Genomic DNA, 19,154 nt, shown 5'->3' with positions numbered 1-19,154 from the left:
TTTCACAGAAATTCTATTTAAAAACTATGATGTTACCCAAAGGAAACTATCCAGAAAAAATATACGTAAATGGTGAAATTTTTTCATCTGAGAATGCCAAAATATCCGTGTTCGATCGTGGCTTTCTATTTGGAGATGGTATTTATGAGGTAATGATGCAGCTGGAAAATGGTATTTTTTACAAGAAAGCCCATTTTGACAGACTCCAGTCCAACCTTAATAAAATTGGCATCGACTATGCCGTAGAGGAGATTGAAAGTGAACTGGACAACCTAATATCGGCCTCGAGTTTAACGGATAAAGCGTGCTTGATCTACATACAGGTTACGCGAGGAATTGCTCCCCGAAAACACTCGTACCCAAAAGGCGTTAGCGCAAGTGTAATGATGTATGCCCTGCCCTATTCGCTTCCGTTGGTCAACCCCACTCACATGAAATCCATACTAACTGCGGATTTTAGATGGCATCGATGCGATATAAAATCCACATCCCTGTTGGGCAATATTATGACCAATGAGTCTGCCGTGAGCGCCAATGCAAATGAAGCTACCTTGGTAAGACAGGGTTTGGTCACCGAGGGGTCTCACAGCAATATATTTTTTGTGAAAGATGGCAAGGTAATCACGCATCCGGCCAACGAACATATATTGGACGGCATTACCAGACGCATTGTTATCGGTCTTTGTAGGGATTTAAACCTTCCTGTAATCGAACAAGCTGTAGCCGAAACTGATATTGAACAAATGGACGAAGCCTTTTTTACGGGCACCACCACACAAGTAGCGTCCATTGCAGAATTGGGAAGGCATGTTTTTTATCGGAACGATCAAGTTGGCGAGGTTACCCGAAACCTACAAAGAGCTTTCTCCGAGCTAAGGAGCAGGGATACGGCACTGGTGGATTTATAAGGGACTTGTAACCCAAAAACTACTAATCTTAATTATTTCCTTACGTACATTTTAAAGTATAATTTGAGCACTTCCACTACTTTATATGCAAGAAAATTAAAATTCGGTTACAAAAGATTAAATTTGAGAGCAACAAATCTTAATAACATTTAACTGCATAAATGCTCCATAACGAAAATATCGAGAAAAAGCATTTTATTATCCCTTTTCTCAATGCCATTTACCCCTTAGGTCCTGAATTAAAATCTTTTTTGTTCACCCATATTAAAACGTGCATTTTCGACAAGAATGAAATAATTAGCAAAGCAGGTGATATTTGCGACAACCTCTACTTTATTAAAAAAGGTATGGTTCGTGGTTACTTTGAAATAGACTCGACAGACATCACCACGTGGGTGGACCTTGAGAATGAAATATTTACATCTATCACAGGTTTTTTTAGGAATGAAATTAGCCAGGAAAACATACAAAGCCTGGAAAAAACCTACTGCGACTATTTAACATTTGAAGATTACAAATATTGTTGCGACAATTTTCCGGAGATGCTCGAAATCAACCGAATACTAATGGAAGAATATTACATTATGGCGGAACAAAGGGTGTTTTTGGCCAGGATTCCCAATGCAGGTAAACGTCTGGACTTTTTTATGGATGTTTACAAGCCTAAGATAATCGATAGAATTCCTAAAAAGTACTTGGCTTCTTTTTTGGCCATGCGACCCGAAACCTTATCCAGGCTTATGAAAGAAAGAAACTGATTTTTAGTGAATGTTACAATTCGACAGTTCTAAATGAACATTTTTTGGATTTAGCGAACCATTCTGCCATCAAAATTGTCTCAAAGCTCGCATCGGGTATTCTTTAGTGCGTATTTGAGAATATATTTTTAGTATCGTCTCAAGAGTATGATGCACATAAGACCATCATCAATGTTGTGGTGTAAATTAGTATCGTGTGTGTTTTCATATTAGGAATTGCTTTTATCTATTATTAGCTGTTCTATTTTTTTAAAATCTGTTGCATTTGGCACGTGTTTAGAACCATTTAATAAAACAACTTCTTCTAAAGAAGGGAATATCTGCTTGGCTCTTTTTATCATTTTTTTACCGGGGAACATAATGTCCTGCTCTGCCGCAAAAATGGAGATGGGAGTTTTTATGTTCTTTGCCCGATTTTTAGAAATTATAGGTAACGGCGAAAAGTCCATATTGCAGTTTTGAAATACTGTTGACATAAAGACCAATGCAAAACCATCATATTCGGAAAAAAGGGCGTCCATTACTTTTTTAATGTATGCCTGATTGTTTGTTTTGATGAATTTTTTTAATGGAATAAACATTTTCCATACATTAATAATGGGATTGCCGTTTACAATATAAACGGGTGCAATTAAGAACACTTGTTTGATCGGGGTTTGGTTATACTCCAATGCTTTTAACGCGATCAAGCCCCCAAAGGAAAAACCTGCCAAGGTTACGTTGGTCAACCGTAGTTTTATAATTACCTCAATAAGCCATTTGCCGTAATCCAAAGATTTCATGTCCAATCTGTTCTCAGCGCTTTTATTGGGTTGTGCGAGCACATCTACTGCATACACACAATATTGTGATGCTAAACTAGGGAAGGAATCCAGAATCTGAGGGGCGCAGCCTCCCGTACCATGTATTAAAACAAGTGGTGGCAAGTTGGCGTCTCCGACACATACAACATTGGTCTTGCCAAACTTGGTGTCCACTAATTTTTCTGAATGACCGACATTGAGTTCTTGGAGTTTTCTGTTGTAGAGACTTAATATTTTTGATTTTCCCTCTGGTGATTTAAATAACATAACTTGTTCGTTTTTTAATGCTTTGACCGCGCCAAGCACGTGTTGATGATTTATGAATTTTTAATAACAATGTTCCCGACTTTACGACCTGTCTCCACGTATTGATGTGCGTATTTTATTTCGGAAAGTTTAAAAGTATTGTCAATATTGGTGTGTAGTTTTCCCTGTTCGAAAAATTGAACCAATTCCTCGAACAACCGTTTTAACTCCTTGGTCTTTTTTACGCCCGTTGCGGCAAACTTTACTTTCTTTGGACGCCATAACATATGCCATAGAACCTCCCCGTTCAATACCGGTGTCATAAAAAGACCATTGGAACCTATAAGGGTTTTAAAGGTTTTATACGATAATTTTCCAACAGTATCGTAAACAACATCGTATGTACAAGAAAGCTCGTCCAGTTTTACTTTGGTGTAATCCAATACTTCATCTGCTCCCAACGCCAGCACAAAATCAATGTTCTTTGCGCTACAGACTCCTGTAACCTTCGCTCCCATTATCTTTGCCAATTGTATGGCTGCACTTCCCAAGCTCCCCGAAGCACCATTGACCAAAACATGCTGACCCGATTTTATTTTGGCTATATCTTTTAGAAAGTTGTAGGAGGTTAAAAAATCATCGCAAATCGGAGCAGCTTCAGAATGGGATATTGATTTAGGCTTATGCGCAATTACCAAATCTTCTGACATACATAAATACTCTGCATTACTCCCTTCGCTAAACAATTTTTCGCCAAAAACGACACTGCCTATCCTAAATTTGGTGACTTGAGAACCTACAGCTTCCACAACTCCAGAAAACCCGGTGCCCAAAGCCTTATTTTTTGGCTTGATGAGTCCTAAAAATAATCTGCCAAATTTTGGGACTCCTTGGCGAATCATGGTATCGGCCCTAGTTACGGAAGATGCTTCGATTTTCACTAAAACCTCGTCTGGTTTTGGTGATGGTTTTTCTATATCAACAACCTGGATAACTTCTGGCGCACCGTATTGGGTGAAAATAGCTGCTTTCATAATTATGATTATATATAGCAAAATTGACGTTAATCAAGCTATTAAACGTTCGTGTTTTATAATCGGAACACTCTTCTTCACATGTAGGGAGAGCTGACCACATGAAAGACCAAATCCCAAACAACATGTACAGTTATTGCTGCGAGCAAACCACGTTTCCAATATACCCAACCAAAAAAAGACCCTGTTATAAGGTTGCCTATCATCGTAGAACTAACGGTAACCAAGCTAAGACCAGAAAAGCTTTTTGATAATGGTAAATGGATTAAACCAAAAAATACCGCAGATACAATAATTCCCGTCCAAACCACGCTTATCGAAGGCGTTTTTGCTTTTCTAAAAAACTGAATCAAGGCTACAACCAAAGACATTAAGCCAAACCGGAACATAATCTCTTCCGTAATTCCTGCTGAAAATGACACAATGGCGTAAAACGGTTTTGAAGGTCTTTCAATAATTATTTCCACAGGAAAATAAGCTCTTGTTACTTTATAGGCCATTAGTAATACAAGTGCCAGGACTACACTAAGACCGATCGGAAACAATAGCTTTTTAAAAAAACCTTGATATTTTATATCTGTTGTATCCGAAAAGATATTTTCTATTACCGGTGCTCCCAATTGTGCACTCTTAGCCAACCATAAGCCAATAAAAACCAAAACAACACCCAAAACAAGGCCATAAATACTTGTTTGAACTAAATCCGTAGCAATTGAATCCGTTAGTGCTACGCTTGTATCACCAGCTTTGATTTTTAGTCTTTTTAATTCTCTGCTGAATGGAATGTTGAGAAGTGTTCCAATTATAAAAAGAATAACTACAACCGTTGCAGTTTGGATACGACTTCTCCTATTGGTTTGCATTTTCCTTTGCCAAAATAAATTCTTCAGATCTTTTGATCTGTTCTTCTAGGTCCCATTTAAAGTCTACCCGTTTACGTTTTAAGAATTCCGATATTGAATCCAGCCCCATCTCTGCCCTTCTTTTTTCTAAATTTTCTGGGTCCTTAATGGGCCACAAATTAAGACTCTGAGTTTTTGGATAGTACTTCAGTTGTTGGCCATATATTTGAAGTTCATTTTTATCGGTTGCTATCCGATCCACTGCTCTGACCAAAAAACGAGCTGACAGTTCTTTGTCCTTAACCGCCTTTCGCATTAGGGGCAAGTATTTTTCGCGCACTTCTAAACTAGAATGTTGTAATACATTACAAATAGTTAAGTTGCCCTGTTCACCAATTATTTCTTTACTCGGCCAGCCAATAGAATCTAAAATTTGTAAAACTTTTTTTTCGTTTTTATCATGGTTTTTATGATAAATCTCGTTTTGCTTTTTAAAGGCCTCTGATTCAAAACCTACTGCTCTACCAATAGAATCCCTCAATCGTATTGGTCCTTGCTCCGTTTGCCAAATAGTATCCAAAATAGCTATCAGGTTTTCTTGGGTCTCTTTTTTCGCCGATACTTCTTTGGACTTGGAGGTATTTGTGCATCCCATCACTAACAGTAAACTGGTCAATAAAATATATTTCATTCTTTTAAAGATTTTTACGAACATCACTATGCTTGGGTCTATATTTTAAAATATTGATATCCCTGGTTGGAATATTCATATGCCCAAACCAAAATAATTTGGTTAGGGCATACTAGTTGAATATATAGATTACTTATAAATAGATTATTATTGATGTTAGTACTTAAAACTCATTCAATTTAAGAACTATAACCAACTGAACCCTAATCCTATATTAAAGATGGCTGCATCTCTATGTGCATCTCCTTCTAAAGATACACGGCCCAAAACCAATTTGGACTGCACATTAAGTGCGAAGTTTCTCTTTTTATAAATTTCGTAACCTGTACTTGCCATAACGGCACAACCAAAGTTCCAATCGTCATTTATATCCTCTTTAATATCATAAAGTGCTGGCGAATCCATGGCTAAACCAATTCCCCCATGTATCCACCAACGATCTTTTACCCAATACTGTACAGAGGGAATAAAACCTCCAAAATTCCTGTCATTGTCCTGAAATTCGTAAATATTTCCTGGCATGGCGACGGTAATGGCGAAATTCTCATTTAACATGTGGCCAAGCTTTAGATCTGGAAAAACAAAGGTTCCCTGGGATTTGTCGAAGGTTTGAATACCAGCACTATCTTCTATACTGATAATACCTCCACCCACTGCGAATTCGATGATAAAACCATTCCTTTTTGTTGTGGTTTCAGCATTTGTGTTTTGTGCATATGTTGTGCTTGATACCAATGCAAAAGCGGCACAAGCCATTCTTAATAAAATTTGTTTTTTGATTGTTTTCATTTTAATCGATGTCATAATTGTTCGTTTTTTGATTAATGATTTATTTATTGATGAATTATATTTTTTAATGACGATTTTCAAGTGAAAAGATAACTTTCGCATCCACCCAAAAGATATCTACGTTTTCAAAATCGTCTGAACCTACATTTCTACTGAAGAATAGGTATTTGCCATCTGGCGTTATACTTGCAGAGGCTTCCCAAGCGTTGGTGTTTATTTTATCCCCTAGATTAATAGCATTACCCCAAGAACCATCTTTTTGTTTAAAACTGATATAAATATCAGAATCACCATAACCATCTTCCCTTATAGCATCGAACAATAAATAGGATTCATCTGGAGCTATAAAAGGATGACTTAAAAAAGTTCCTGTATTTATGGCTTTTGGCAAAGCTATTGGCACTTCATGCTTTCCGTTTATCAGACGTGAATAACGAATTGGAAACGTTGAATCATTCTCTTTATAGGTGTCAAAATAATACGTGCCATTCTCGGATGATGAAAGACGCATAATATACATTGAATCATTACTGATGGTAGGTGGTTCCAGCTTTTTTAATTCAGACCATCCTGATTCTGTTCTTTTTAAATAATTATCCCCTAAATGCATGGTTTCACCGTCTGGTGAAATTACTGGTCGTCCAATCCATGGAGATGCTATTTCTGATTTTTCCCATTCGCTGTTAGTGTCATTATATTTGTATTCGTAAAAGGCTGATGTTTTATTTTCCTCTCCTCTTCTAATAAAATAAAACGCCTTCATATCTTTTGAGAATGCACCATCGTACTCATAAATTTCAGTAGATACAAGTCCTGGTGCGAATGGTATAGGCGTTAATCCTGGTGGTTTTTGACCGAGATAAACATCTTCTAAACTTACGCCCTTATCAACTTTTGATTTTTGTTCTTTATGGTTACAAGCATTCAGAGCCAATGTTAATGCAGAGAATTTTAAGTAATGTATCGTTTTCATATATTAAGATTTTTGTTGAACTCCATATTCCAAAGCGGCCCCGATGGCAATCCCTAAAACAAACCATAATTGCATATTTGATGTTATATAGCCCACTATAGTTCCAAGAACAATTCCAATTCCCAGTTTTACGCCTTTTTTACTTTTTTTAGGTTCCATTTTTTCCATGGTTTGTTTTTTCTTGATATCCATTCTTAAACAAAGCAACGTTTCACTTTTAAATAGTAAAAGGAAAAGTACAGGGACGTCAAAAATGAGGTTTAAGTGCAATTACAAACCAAATCATTGCCCTTTTACAATAAATTGCTTTTTCTAAGTCCCAAATATTCATTGAAATTATTTTTGGAAGACTTCGGTTTCTTATCAGTCTTTATTTATTCTATATCGTTTCTTAATTTCATACTTTTCAAATAATGCCTTGATCCATTGATTCATGATCCCTTCATCTATTTAAGGTTCTACGGAATAATTAATCTGCAAACTGTATGCGTATCAACGGACTGTTGATTAAGCTTACCAGTGTTTTCACATTCATATGAAAACTTGATGCCGCCCCTTCTGAGAATTTTTTGAGTTCCGAGATTTTTCCTTGATCGTAATACACACCGTTCAACAACACTCCTTTGATGCTTTTTGTATTTTTAATATCATCCAAAGGATTTTTATCCAATAAGACCAGATCCGCCTTTTTGCCTATTTCAATGGTTCCGTAATCCTTCTCTACGTTTGAAAAAATTGCAGGAACTATGGTTGCACATTGCAAAGCTTCTACATTTGATAAACCGCATGAGGTTAATTCGTAGAGTTCATTGTGCAAACTAAAACCTGCAAATACATAACTATCGGTAACATCGGTACCTGCCATGATGGGCACACCCAATTTATGGGCCATAGCCACTTGTTTTTTCGAAGCTTCATAAAACTGTTCGCTTACATTGACTCCTTCATTTTCGATATTCTTTTCTTTGTTGTGGTCTACATCATATTGCCACCAGAGTTTTTTTCTAACCTTAATTATGTATTTTAAATTTTCATTGTTGGTAAAACTATCTTTATGTGCCAATGCTTCAAACTTTAAAGTCTGTAAAGTTGGGACCCAGTAGGTTTTATTGTTACGCATTACAACCATTAACTCCTTTGCTCGAACACTGTCAAACTGCTTGACCATCTTTTTTTTGGATCTAGAGAAATAATCTTTCCAATTATTGGGATTTTTTAGACTATCGGCTTCGGGAAAACACTCGTACAAAAAAATGCGTCCATGTTCAAAACTCCTTTGGCCAGAGTCTACAGCTTCTTCCAAACTAAGAAACATGGGTTTATGGCCGGCTATATGTAAACCATAGATAGGTGCTTTTTTAGCCAGATCTAAATAAATGTCTTTTGGTAACTGCGCATAAATCTTTATAAAATCTACCTTTTCGTTTTTATAAAATTGTAACAGGGAGTCTACTTGCAAACGGTTCTGCAGTTTAAAAAAAATGGGGGAATTTTCCGGTATTGCTTTTTCACCATCCATTTGATAACTGCTTTGCAATACGTACCTAGGCGAGACCCTAGTGTTATTCTCCAGTTCTTTATTCCACTGTAAACGCTCCTTACTGCCCACCCAATAGCTATCTTTCTCATTCAATTGGCCAGACATATCCCGTACGCCCGTAACGCCATTTGCAATGTAAATCGGATGGTGCAACCATTCAGAGTGTTGGTTGGAATGGGTGTGCATATCCCACAATCCAGGTATTAAATATTTACCGGTGCCATCTATACGCAATGAATTATCAATGGGTTTAAATGGTACGCTATCTATTCTTGTTATTCTGGAACTTTCTATCAGTACAAATTGATTGTAGGCAGTTTTACCTGTTTCAACATCAACAATATTTATATTATTAATCATTGTTTTAGTATAAACTCTTGGTGTTTGCAATACCGATGTGGGCCACAAGTAAGCACCGGTGATCGTTATGATCGACAGCAATACAAGTACCGCAACTGTTTTAACTAAGTATTTGAGCTTTTTTTTCAAAATTGATTTCCATTGTTACATGGCAATACTAGCTCTAATCGATAAAGTAAAAGTTCCAGATTATAAATCCGAACCAATTTACCGATGGGATTTTAGATAGGCATTAGGTGTTACACCTTCTATTTTTTTGAAGAATGTGTTGAAAACCGTTTTAGAGTTAAACCCACTATCATAAGCTATGGCCATTATGGTCAACCCTTTGTTTTCCTCGAGAAGAATACGCTCTTTAAACTCGTTTATCCTAAAAGTATTGATGTACTCGGAGAAGTTTTTCTGAAACCCCAAGTTCAATAGTTGAGAAACATAATTGGCAGGAAGGTCTAAATAAGATGCCAAATCTTTTAATGATAGGTCTGGATTTAAATACAGCTTATAGTCCATCATAATTTGTTTTAACTCTTTGCTGTACCTAGTAACTTCTTTAGTATTTAGTAAGGCTTGTTTGTATTTTTTTTTCTGCTTATAATTTACATTGTCAGGAATTGCCCTAAGCATAATATCCTTATATTGTTGGTTGTTTTTAAAAGACTTGAGAACAGGGGATGGATTTAACAATAAAACTAAAGGTAAATGGTTGTTAAAGGCTTCTTTTACATATTCCAAAACCTTATCTTCATTCTCCAATAAAGCATAAACCAGAATTAGAAAAATCAGTGCTTTTTCAACAAGGTCGGATGTTAGGTAACTTTCCAGTTCTTTTATACCATCATCACATTTGGTCCTTTCGCCAAGAACGGCATAGCACATGGTTTTACCTCCTAATTTAGTAAGGTCTTTTATAGAAATGCCCGATAATGTATTAAAGTAGCTCAAAGCTTCAATCGGCTTGCCCGATAACAATAAACTATTTCCAATATAAATAGGTGGAAAAGGTAAATTAGGGTTTAATTCCAATGCCTTTTCCAAGTAGCGCTTTGCTTTGTCATAATCTTCCTGTAGATAATACAGTAACCCCTTGTAATGATGGTTTATTGAAGAAAAAGGATCCAATTCCAACGCTTTATCTATATAATTTTGGGCAGGACCTAATTTGCCCTCAACAGTTAATAAATTTGAAATGGTCAGGTAAATTTCATCCGTAGGTTGCGTCTCCAAAGCTTTATTTGCATGTTCGTACGCTTTTTTTAGGTTGCAATTTTGCCAACATTCTATCCAGGCCAAATTTAATTGTACTCTAGATGAATTAGGACTTAGGGACCTTGCTTTTTCAAAAAAGGACTGTGCCTTTTGAAAAGCTTCAAATGCTGGCAATAATCCCATGGTTCCCATAAAAGTATAGGCCTGATTAATATCTAAATAAGGGTTTACAAAGTTTGGTGATCTCTCTATAATGCTTTTAAAAATTTCGATGGCCTTTAATGAACTATCATAATCCAATTTCATTAAATAATACCTACCTTTTAAATACTCTCTGTAAACAGGTACAGGGACCTCGTAACGCTCAATTAGTTTATCTTCAATTTCGAGATGACCGATATGCTCGCGTAATTTTTCAGCAATAAAATGACTTATTTCTTCTTGTATCTCGAATACATCTTCCGGGTTTCTATCAAAGACCTCCGACCAAAAATGAAAATCCTCCAAAGTATCGATCATTTGCACCGTAATGCGCATTTTTCTCTTGGATGTTCGTACACTGCCCTCGATAAAAGTCGCTACATTTAGCTTCTCCCTTATCTGTTCCACGGTAACTGTCTTGTTTTTAAAATAAAATGAGGATGTACGTGAGGTAACGGAAAGCTGTTTGATTTTTGCCAATGCATTGATGATCTCCTCCGTTAATCCGTCGCAGAAATATTCATTGTTAATATCATTGCTCATGTTAACAAAGGGTAGGACTGCAATGGATTTTTTGTTCATTTTATGTAATGACTAAACTTGGTTTGTTGGATCTTTAGTTACTTCTGCTAAATAAATTGATTCCCCTCTTTTAAACAGCGGCAATTGCTACAACCCAATCGTGGTTTTTAGAGTGATTGTTTTATTATGCTGATGTCAAAACTTCCAAGGCAGCCCATCGGACTATGGCCTTATCCTTTTTAACGTCTTAAAATTAAGTAAATAGTAATTAGCATTTGCTATTCTTGGAATATCTATCTGGAATTTCGTGTACATCCCAGTACTTATTAAAGAAATGGTATCTCCTTAGGTTATACCCTACCTAACCAAGCAATATCTTAAGTTGTGATTAAGTTGAAGGAATAAGGAAAAATAAACCTCAGAAAGATAAACTCTCTGAGGCCCTGTGATGCTTTTTACTTAATATGGTCACAATCCTTGCCTTTAGGCGGTATTTGGGCAGCTTGTAAAGAGGGTTCCAATCGTGTAAACCTCAATAGGTTTTCTGCCAGTTGGTCAACAGCCTTACAATCACAGCCATGTGTTTTTATAAAGTTTTTCATTTCAGTTCTTACTGTAGAACCAAATGAATCGGCGTATGTACTATAGTAACTCTGAAATTTCTGTGAAAATCGTTTGTCGATATGGAGGGTACCCATGTCCCTAGTATTTGAAGAAATTTCCTGACCTGAAAGTGTGGAGGTCTTGAAAGTGGAGCTCAACTGTAAAATATCATAGTCCAAACCTAAAGTCTCCTGGCACTCTGCGGTATAGTTTATGGCAAAAGAAGAATAAAGTTCTATAAAACGTTTAATGGAACTGCCTTCAAAGAAAAGTTCCGCTAAATTCTTACTTCTGTCCTTTTCCTGTAATGCCTCCCATACTGCGTTGAAATCTCCGTGAAAAATCTCCATGTACATGGTTCTTTCCGTCTCATCTACCCCGTCTCGGTATACACCTATCTTCGAAAAGTATGGTTTGGGAAAGTACACGAATCCTTTTTTTCTCAAGGTTGCTATCCGTAATCTTTCCGCCTCTGCCTCTTTTCTGATTCTTTCTTCCTCCCTAACCTTATCAAGGGCAATTTGCGCTTTATAGCCAATATCTTCTGTTAGTTCCCTGCCTGCGGCCAACACCTCGTTTATGGTCGTGCCTTGATAGTCAGAAATTCTTACAAGGGGTTTTAAGCGCCAAGCAAACTCACCTGCGCTTTCACTGTATTTTTTTTCCAACCCTGTCAGTAGCATTGGCTTTTGCCTTTTCTCCAATTCACCTGTCAAGATATTGTTTTTAAAGAATATACCTCGTGGATAATGATAAATGTTGAGATGGTTGGGAGAATCTTTCACATAGTCGGCAAAAAGTGGATGTTCAACAATCTTCAACTGTATTTTTTCCACTTGGTCCGGGTGCACAAAGTTTACGTATGTATCCGGATGCGCATAGTTTTTCTTCGCGTATTCGTTCCATTCTTTGTTTTCTACAAACAAGAAAAGGGGATCGTTATAATCCTCAAGAGAGTGGAGTGCCAATACAGCTGGTTTTTTGTCCTTACTGAACCAAAATTGAAAATAGCTTACATCGTTTTCCGTAAACAGTAATGTATAATCATCGACTCCCAGCTGCTCGAGGTTTTGTTTATTGGAAATGCTGCTGTTTTGGGATAGGATGGCCCATGGAATAAAGAAAAGAATACAGAGCTTTTTCATAAATATGTTGGTTATGGTGGTATTCAACATGGTCTTGTTAAACCCATGTAAGATACAATATTATAACTTTCATACAGCTAACGAACGAAGCAATATCATATGAAATAAAACCTATTGGGTTCAGGACTTGATTGTATAAAAGAAACGGAGTTGTATCTAAAAAAATTACCATTCCATTACTGTACGATATTGAGTTCTCTCTAGGGGAATGAACGGATTTATCTCTGCGCCGTGGTTGCACAGCAATTATATAGTTTTACGCTCTAAGGTTAATTCAGTGTTTTGCGAATTGGTTGTACTGTTTAAAAAATGAATGAAAGCGTAGTACGGACTGTTCTTGACATTGGGAAATCAATCGTTTTGTTTTTGCCCAACAAACTATCGTATTTTCAAATTTGAAAAACAATTTCAGCACATTAATTTAAAATTATATGTTGTGATTTATGCAAACAAGCATGGCATGAATTTGGCCATACCCTTAATCGGAAATTGCTAACTCCATAGAATTCATTAATTGAGAAAGATTTAATTTATAGCGCCAATCGCATGAACAGTTCATGAGTGTTGTTGTCAATACCATCAATTGCTTTCTGAGTAGAGGTTTCATAGGCGTAGCCCAAGTTAAAACCGCTGCTGATGTTGAACAGTACCAGCCCACTTATACTTTCATTATAACGGTATCCGGCTCCAAACTCGAAACGTCCCCCAAAGTCCAGTACACCAGTAAATTCCACTGAAACCGGGGAAGCATCCACATATCGGAGCATTCCTGTGGTCTTAAGGTCCAGGGTCCTCCCCAATAAAAAAGTATAGCCGCCACTTAGATAGGCATGTATACGATCTTCTCCCAAGTAGACCTGACCATTATTTTCTTTTAGGCGTTCGGGAGTCAATAATCTGGGAGCGGAAAGGGATACAAAGTATCTATCGTGTTTCAAATAGGCACCTGCTCCCACATTTGGGGTAAAACGACTTTCATAGTTGTTTAATGTAGCATCTTGTCCAACACCGTAGGTAATCAGTCCTTCAGTATTGGCATCGTAGGAATTTGCACTACCCTTGATACCAAAATATAATTGAACTTCTTGATTTAACCGGATGGAGTAAGATATGTCTATGGCCATCCAAGTCTGTTGCTCAATAAAGGTCTTGTCATTAAGGATAGAGGCTCCAATACCAATATTATTTCCCAAGGGCATTCCAAAAATAGCACTTTGGCTTTCAGGTGCACCTTCCACACCTGCCCATTGACTCCTTATTCCCAAGGAGAACTCTGTAGCCTCAGAACTTCCTGCATAGGCCGGGTTATAAATGTTCATGTTATAACGAAAAAAAGTATAGTTGGGATCCTGCTGGGCATTGCTCAATAAGGAACAGCCAATAACGGCCACTATAATCTGTAATTTATGAATTAAGTTCATGTCTTTATCTAGTGTTTTTTGTGTTTTGGTTGGTTAATAGTTGATGAATATCCAGCCTTGTAACGGTGGCTGTCCATTGCCCAGGTTGATCACGTATAGGTAAGAGCCCGCGGGCAACAGTTCCCTGTTATTCTTGTAGAATCCTCCCCAGTCGTTGCGGTAGGATTGGGCGGCAAATACTTCATGCCCCCATCGGTTGTAAACACGAACCACATTGTTGGGGTAATTATCTATCCCGGGGACTATCCAGGTGTCGTTGTTGCCATCACCGTTAGGGGTAAAAGCTTGAGCAGGGACTAATGCTGGCTTAGCCATTGTATCATCCTCCCTGTCATCATCAATGTCATCTACATCCTCTGGAATACTGGTATTATCCTTGGGATCAGTCCCTTGGTTTTCTTCCTCTTCATCCGTGTAACCATCACCATCATCATCATTATCGGCATTGTCACCGGTTCCATCACCATCCGTATCGGTATCCTCGGTCTCGTCCAATGGGAAGGCATCCTCAGAATCAGGTGTGCCGTCATTGTCGTCATCCTCATCGGCATTATCACCTGTTCCGTCTCCGTCCGAATCGGTATCTTCATCCGGGTTCAAAGGAAAATCATCTTCGGTATCAAGTGTACCGTCGTTGTCGTCATCGGTATCTGTACTATTTCCAATACCATCATTGTCCGTATCCAAATCATAATATGTACCGTTCACGAACCCCAAGGGTATGGTTTGATTTCCAGCTTCATCCCTGGCAATGCCATAAAGATCATTAAAGAAGACGATTTCACCTGGCACCAATGGAGTGACCTGAATGTCATAGGCCAATCCTGCGGTCACCTCTTGAAGTGAACCCAAGGTCGCCATTTGTTCCCCGCCTGGCCCTGGTGCAATCAACACTGGGTTGGGGGCCAAGTCAAAAACAGGTTCTGAAAACTGTAATCGAATTGTGAAAGGTCCAAAGTATATGGATTCAGCAATCACCAAAGTAGGTACTGGCTCCACAACATCCTTTGTTTTGTTGTCAGTGGCTGGAATCCCTTCGTTGTCATTAGTATCGGTAAGCGTTACAGACAGTGTGATATTTCCATCACCAAGACCACTAAGGTCAATACCTGTTATTTGATCGGTTGCGGTGGCAATGGTTCCCGAACCAGTAACAATTGTCCCGCCACCGTTGCTACTGAAGGTATAGTCGTAATCCGCACCAACTTCTGCACCGACAATAGTAAAACTGACGGAAGTTTGATTAGAACTAACTATGGGGTCTTGATCAATGGTTACCGTGTAGCCTACGGGTGCAACAATATCGGTGACGTCAACGGTAAATTCCTTGGCAAAATCATCCGTACCATCATTGGTATTGATTCTGACACTGTAACTACCCTCCACTAATGAGCTATTGGTTCTTAATGTGTTTCCACTGATAGTAAAACTACCGTTATCTGTATCACCAGTTCCCGATACCAACGTGTAGGTATGCGAATCTCCAGCATCAGCATCGGTGGTGGACAATGCACCTACCGTGGCCGATACACCTGTAGCACTCTGCCCGATACTGTTATTATCAAGTGTAATATCGGTTGGAGCAGTATTAATCGCCTGAACCGTGATTTGGAAATTATAAGGCACATTATCTATACCGTCGCTAAGTGTAAGTGCAACGTTGTGGATACCTGCATCAGTATTGGTTGGCGTACCGGTTAATTCAGCCTTGGTTGCTACCCGTGCAATAAGTGTGGTCGTCAATAAGTACAGCTCACCTGCATCGGATATTACTAAATCGTCTGCAAAACCACCGGAAGAAACTGTAAAAAATGTATCAATATCACCGTTGGTACCAATTTTTCGTATCCGCTTACTCAACCGCTCGGAAATAAAAATTTCATCGTGCTGGTTAATGACCAATCCAGATGGGTCGGCAAAAGTCGCATTGACTGCGGGTCCACCATCACCAGCTTCCGTTCCTGCCCCTTGCGTACCTGCTATGGTTTCAATGGTGTCTGTCGCTAAATCAACCCGCCTGATGATGTCGTTGAATCGGTCGGTAAACACCAAACGCCCTGCACTGTCAAACGCCATACCATGCGGTTGAGAAACTTGTGAGGTTGATGCGTTACCTGTATCACTATACCCCATGGTTCCTGTACCGACGACACGCGTCCAGTTCGTATTGGGGTCATTGTTGGTAAGGTCAATTTCATAAATACCTCCTCGCGCAGACGCATACAGTTTAGAACCGCTTGCATTGACCAGCAGCCTTAACATAAACGCTTCTGGCAAATTGGACAACAGTGTTCGAGTACCTGTATTATCAATTTTCAAGATGTCCGTCTTGGCATAATCTCCTACATACACGGCATCATTGACCACATCATAGGCAATCCCTACTGGATTTAAATTCGTATAAGTTCCATCCCCTTGATACCAGGTTTGCACATTTCCGCTCTCATCAACATAGCGAATCCCATACTCTTCGGTATCGGTGAAAAACAATTTATTATCACCATGGGCGGCAGTGCCTGTTCGAATGACCGTACTGGAAGCACTGGTCCCATCCGGAGACTGATTCACCCCATCCCCTGTATTGGAAGGCATGGCTCCAGTACCTACAAAACTGGTATGTAACGTACCACTGGTAAAGGTCAACCAAGTAGGGATGGTATTTGCTGTCCAAGTGATTACATCGTTATCCGCATCTGAGGCTTTAATATCATAGTAATACAGTGATTGCGCAGTTGCTGAAGTTATAGACGTGGATGTAACGGTCGGGGAATTATTGGGAGTGGAAGCAATCGGTCCATCCAAAGCACTTTCTTCGGGACCGCCCGAATCCGAACCATCACTGGGTGTCACTTGAAAACTGATGTATTTGGCCAAATCATCATTTACCAATACATATGTGTCATTGACGGCTCCGGAAATGGCCGCCTTGTTGGCACCTGCTCCGTCATTGGAGCGATACCATTGATAGGTGGTTCCGCTTTCGGCGTCGCCCTCTTGGTCGTCATAAATATAGCTCCCTGTTAGGGTCTGGCCTACTGTCAAGTTTCCTGAAAAACTTACCGAGGAAACTGTAGGTGCATCATTAATTGCTGCTATCGTAAAACTGAAGGTTTGATTATCTACTGAACCTCCTTGACCATCACTGACATCGAATTGAAAACTATCTGAAGTAGTATTACCTCCATTATGTACATAGTCAATCCTGTTGTTATTTAAATCGTCTTGAGTAAAAGTACCTCCAGCTAATAATGGTGTGGTGTTATTTCTAAGTATACCATTAGAAGGTGTACTATCGAGTGTATATGTAATATCGGTATCTGCTTCTTCCGCATCATCAAATTCTAGTTCGGTACTGGAAATGATATCTGTACCACCCTCACTAAGTGCAGAACCTGTATTTGCGTTTTGAGTTGGGGCGGAGTTAGCCGTTGCACCGTTTGCATCTAACCCTGTGGTTTCATAGGTTTCCGTGCCTGAGCAATCGTTGTAAGAATATATTCTAAAGAAATACGTTGTGCTTCCTTCTAAGCCTGAAACCGTAATGTTTGGTGAAGCTGATGTACCAAAATAAATAGGTTGCTGTCCCGCACCATTCCAAGTGACATCTGCTATCGGTTGATCACCATCGCTTGGGGCCGTAAAACTATTAGTGCTATTCAAATAAACAGCATAGCCATCCGCACCACCTGCCGGTGCCGTAAAACTTGACAATGTCAGGCTAGACTCTGTTTCTGTTCCAAATACTGCACTTGTGGCTTGGGCTACGGGAGCTGAGCAGCTTGTCCCCGCTGTTGTTATATTAAAAACCAAAGTACCCATTTGACCTAAGGCAAACCCTTGGGCAAAATTTTTATTCTGTAAACCGGATAGTGTAACGCTTGAACCTATAAAGTATACAGAAACACCAGAAGTATTAGTTCCAGTAGAAGCTCCGGAATTGAATGAAGCACCGGTAATACTTCCAAAGGCCCCTCCAGAAAAATTAAATGTTATATCATCAACAGTTAGAGTAGTACTATTTCTAGCTCCAAATACAATTTTATTACCGTCTACATCTACATACATATTAGAACTACTACCTATTTCAAATTCTACGTTATAGCCAGGCTGTGCTGGAGTAGCATCAAGTTCATCATCAGAATTATTTACACTTGTTGATGAAGAAAGCTCTACAAATTCAACATTAGAGCCTGACAAACCTTGAGAAAAGGAGGTTTGATGGAAAAGAAAACAATTAAGTGCAAGTAAGAATATAATTTTTTTCATGAGGCTAGTTTTTTGATTTTGATATCTTTAATGTGTGAGCAACATATGGATACTTTTGCCATGTAGATTCTTAATTTATGTTTTGATAGAAATGTTATTTTTTTCCAACTTCCCTACGAGTTTTGGTCTTTATTCGAGAAAAATAATTCTTGGAAAATATATTGGTAATTAATTAGGGGAATAGTCAATCTGAGGAAAAATCAAAAGTGGGGTCGTTTTTTTCGTTTGCATGCTGTTTATTAGTTGATTATTGTTCAAACATAAACACGCTTACGAGGTATTTTCCTACTTTTGTTGTCTATTAAATGAAACTTGTTGTAAAACTTTTCTATCCTGATATTACAATTCAAGTCTATGAAGACCATTTTCTATTTTTTTACGCGAGAAATATAAATTTTAAGAGTCTTCACTCATATGGATATGAATTTTCACAATTCATCACAACGCATCCTCCAAGGGACACCGAGGTAAACCTAAAGACATGCAATTGGAAGATTTAACTCTTCTGTTACTAGATGCGAGTGATAAGAATTAGTTTCAGAAGTGTTACATCCAAGCAAAAATTAGCATCTTCCCCTTTACACCGAAATGTTTAGAAGCCGTTTTAAGACCAAATCTTTAAAAAATCAAAAACACTATATTCAATAGTTTTCAATTTTAACTTCATTTGACATCAAATAAAATCAAGCATTTATTTGTAAAAAAATAGGCCTCAGAAAGATAAGCTCTCTGAGGCCCTTTGATTACTAGTGATCGCGGAAGGATTCGAACCTTCGACCGTCTGCTTAGAAGGCAGATGCTCTATCCAGCTGAGCTACGCGACCTAAGTTTGCGGGTGCAAAGATA

General features: G+C 38.4%; 14 protein-coding genes and 1 tRNA gene. 2 read left to right on the top strand and 13 right to left on the bottom strand.

The window, feature by feature from the left end; translation table 11 throughout:
- Window positions 1-26 precede the first annotated feature (26 nt).
- Window positions 27-908, top strand: coding sequence for an aminotransferase class IV (locus tag ABTP35_RS14070; protein ID WP_293295498.1), 882 nt, complete (start codon window positions 27-29; stop codon window positions 906-908).
- Between the two features lie 161 nt (window positions 909-1,069).
- Window positions 1,070-1,666 (top strand): Crp/Fnr family transcriptional regulator, encoded by a 597-nt coding sequence (locus ABTP35_RS14065; RefSeq protein ID WP_252079539.1) that lies wholly within the window; start codon window positions 1,070-1,072, stop codon window positions 1,664-1,666.
- A 209-nt stretch (window positions 1,667-1,875) separates the two neighbouring features.
- Here ABTP35_RS14065 and ABTP35_RS14060 read toward each other — a convergent pair whose 3' ends face one another.
- The 13 genes from ABTP35_RS14060 to ABTP35_RS14000 form a co-directional block, all read right to left on the bottom strand.
- Window positions 1,876-2,736 (bottom strand): alpha/beta fold hydrolase, encoded by an 861-nt coding sequence (locus ABTP35_RS14060; RefSeq protein ID WP_293295500.1) that lies wholly within the window; start codon window positions 2,734-2,736, stop codon window positions 1,876-1,878.
- 50 nt (window positions 2,737-2,786) lie between these two features.
- Window positions 2,787-3,749 (bottom strand): NAD(P)-dependent alcohol dehydrogenase, encoded by a 963-nt coding sequence (locus ABTP35_RS14055; protein WP_293295502.1) that lies wholly within the window; start codon window positions 3,747-3,749, stop codon window positions 2,787-2,789.
- A gap of 77 nt (window positions 3,750-3,826) precedes the next feature.
- Window positions 3,827-4,612, bottom strand: a complete 786-nt coding sequence (locus ABTP35_RS14050) for a CPBP family intramembrane glutamic endopeptidase (protein WP_293295503.1) — start codon at window positions 4,610-4,612, stop codon at window positions 3,827-3,829.
- Entirely contained in the window at window positions 4,599-5,282 is a 684-nt protein-coding gene (locus ABTP35_RS14045; RefSeq protein ID WP_293295504.1) for a DUF6624 domain-containing protein, read from the bottom strand. Before ABTP35_RS14045 ends, ABTP35_RS14050 begins: the two co-directional genes overlap by 14 nt.
- 186 nt (window positions 5,283-5,468) lie before the next feature.
- Window positions 5,469-6,173 carry a hypothetical protein gene (locus ABTP35_RS14040; protein ID WP_375334263.1) on the bottom strand — a complete coding sequence of 235 codons (705 nt, stop codon included), beginning with the start codon at window positions 6,171-6,173 and terminating at the stop codon, window positions 5,469-5,471.
- Window positions 6,136-7,044 carry a hypothetical protein gene (locus ABTP35_RS14035; RefSeq protein WP_293295508.1) on the bottom strand — a complete coding sequence of 303 codons (909 nt, stop codon included), beginning with the start codon at window positions 7,042-7,044 and terminating at the stop codon, window positions 6,136-6,138. The genes ABTP35_RS14040 and ABTP35_RS14035 overlap by 38 nt, the downstream gene beginning before the upstream one ends.
- Before the next feature lie 3 nt (window positions 7,045-7,047).
- Window positions 7,048-7,212 (bottom strand): hypothetical protein, encoded by a 165-nt coding sequence (locus ABTP35_RS14030; RefSeq protein ID WP_375334262.1) that lies wholly within the window; start codon window positions 7,210-7,212, stop codon window positions 7,048-7,050.
- A 301-nt stretch (window positions 7,213-7,513) separates the two neighbouring features.
- Window positions 7,514-8,944: an amidohydrolase family protein gene (locus tag ABTP35_RS14025; RefSeq protein ID WP_293295510.1), complete on the bottom strand. Its 1,431-nt coding sequence runs from the start codon at window positions 8,942-8,944 to the stop codon at window positions 7,514-7,516.
- Between the two features lie 207 nt (window positions 8,945-9,151).
- Entirely contained in the window at window positions 9,152-10,894 is a 1,743-nt protein-coding gene (locus tag ABTP35_RS14020) for a tetratricopeptide repeat protein (protein ID WP_375334261.1), read from the bottom strand.
- A gap of 434 nt (window positions 10,895-11,328) precedes the next feature.
- The gene (locus ABTP35_RS14015; protein ID WP_252079527.1) at window positions 11,329-12,621 is read right to left on the bottom strand and encodes a hypothetical protein; all 1,293 of its coding nucleotides are present in this window, start codon (window positions 12,619-12,621) and stop codon (window positions 11,329-11,331) included.
- A gap of 530 nt (window positions 12,622-13,151) precedes the next feature.
- Window positions 13,152-14,042, bottom strand: coding sequence for a type IX secretion system membrane protein PorP/SprF (locus ABTP35_RS14010; protein WP_293295514.1), 891 nt, complete (start codon window positions 14,040-14,042; stop codon window positions 13,152-13,154).
- A gap of 33 nt (window positions 14,043-14,075) precedes the next feature.
- The gene (locus ABTP35_RS14005) at window positions 14,076-18,308 is read right to left on the bottom strand and encodes a gliding motility-associated C-terminal domain-containing protein (protein ID WP_375334260.1); all 4,233 of its coding nucleotides are present in this window, start codon (window positions 18,306-18,308) and stop codon (window positions 14,076-14,078) included.
- Between the two features lie 750 nt (window positions 18,309-19,058).
- Window positions 19,059-19,132, bottom strand: a tRNA-Arg gene (locus ABTP35_RS14000).
- Window positions 19,133-19,154 lie beyond the last annotated feature (22 nt).

This window comes from Flagellimonas alginilytica (assembly GCF_042134605.1).
Classification (GTDB): Bacteria; Bacteroidota; Bacteroidia; order Flavobacteriales; family Flavobacteriaceae; genus Flagellimonas; species Flagellimonas alginolytica.
The sequence above is the reverse complement of the archived record's forward strand: the minus strand, read 5'-3'. Positions and strand labels throughout refer to the sequence as shown.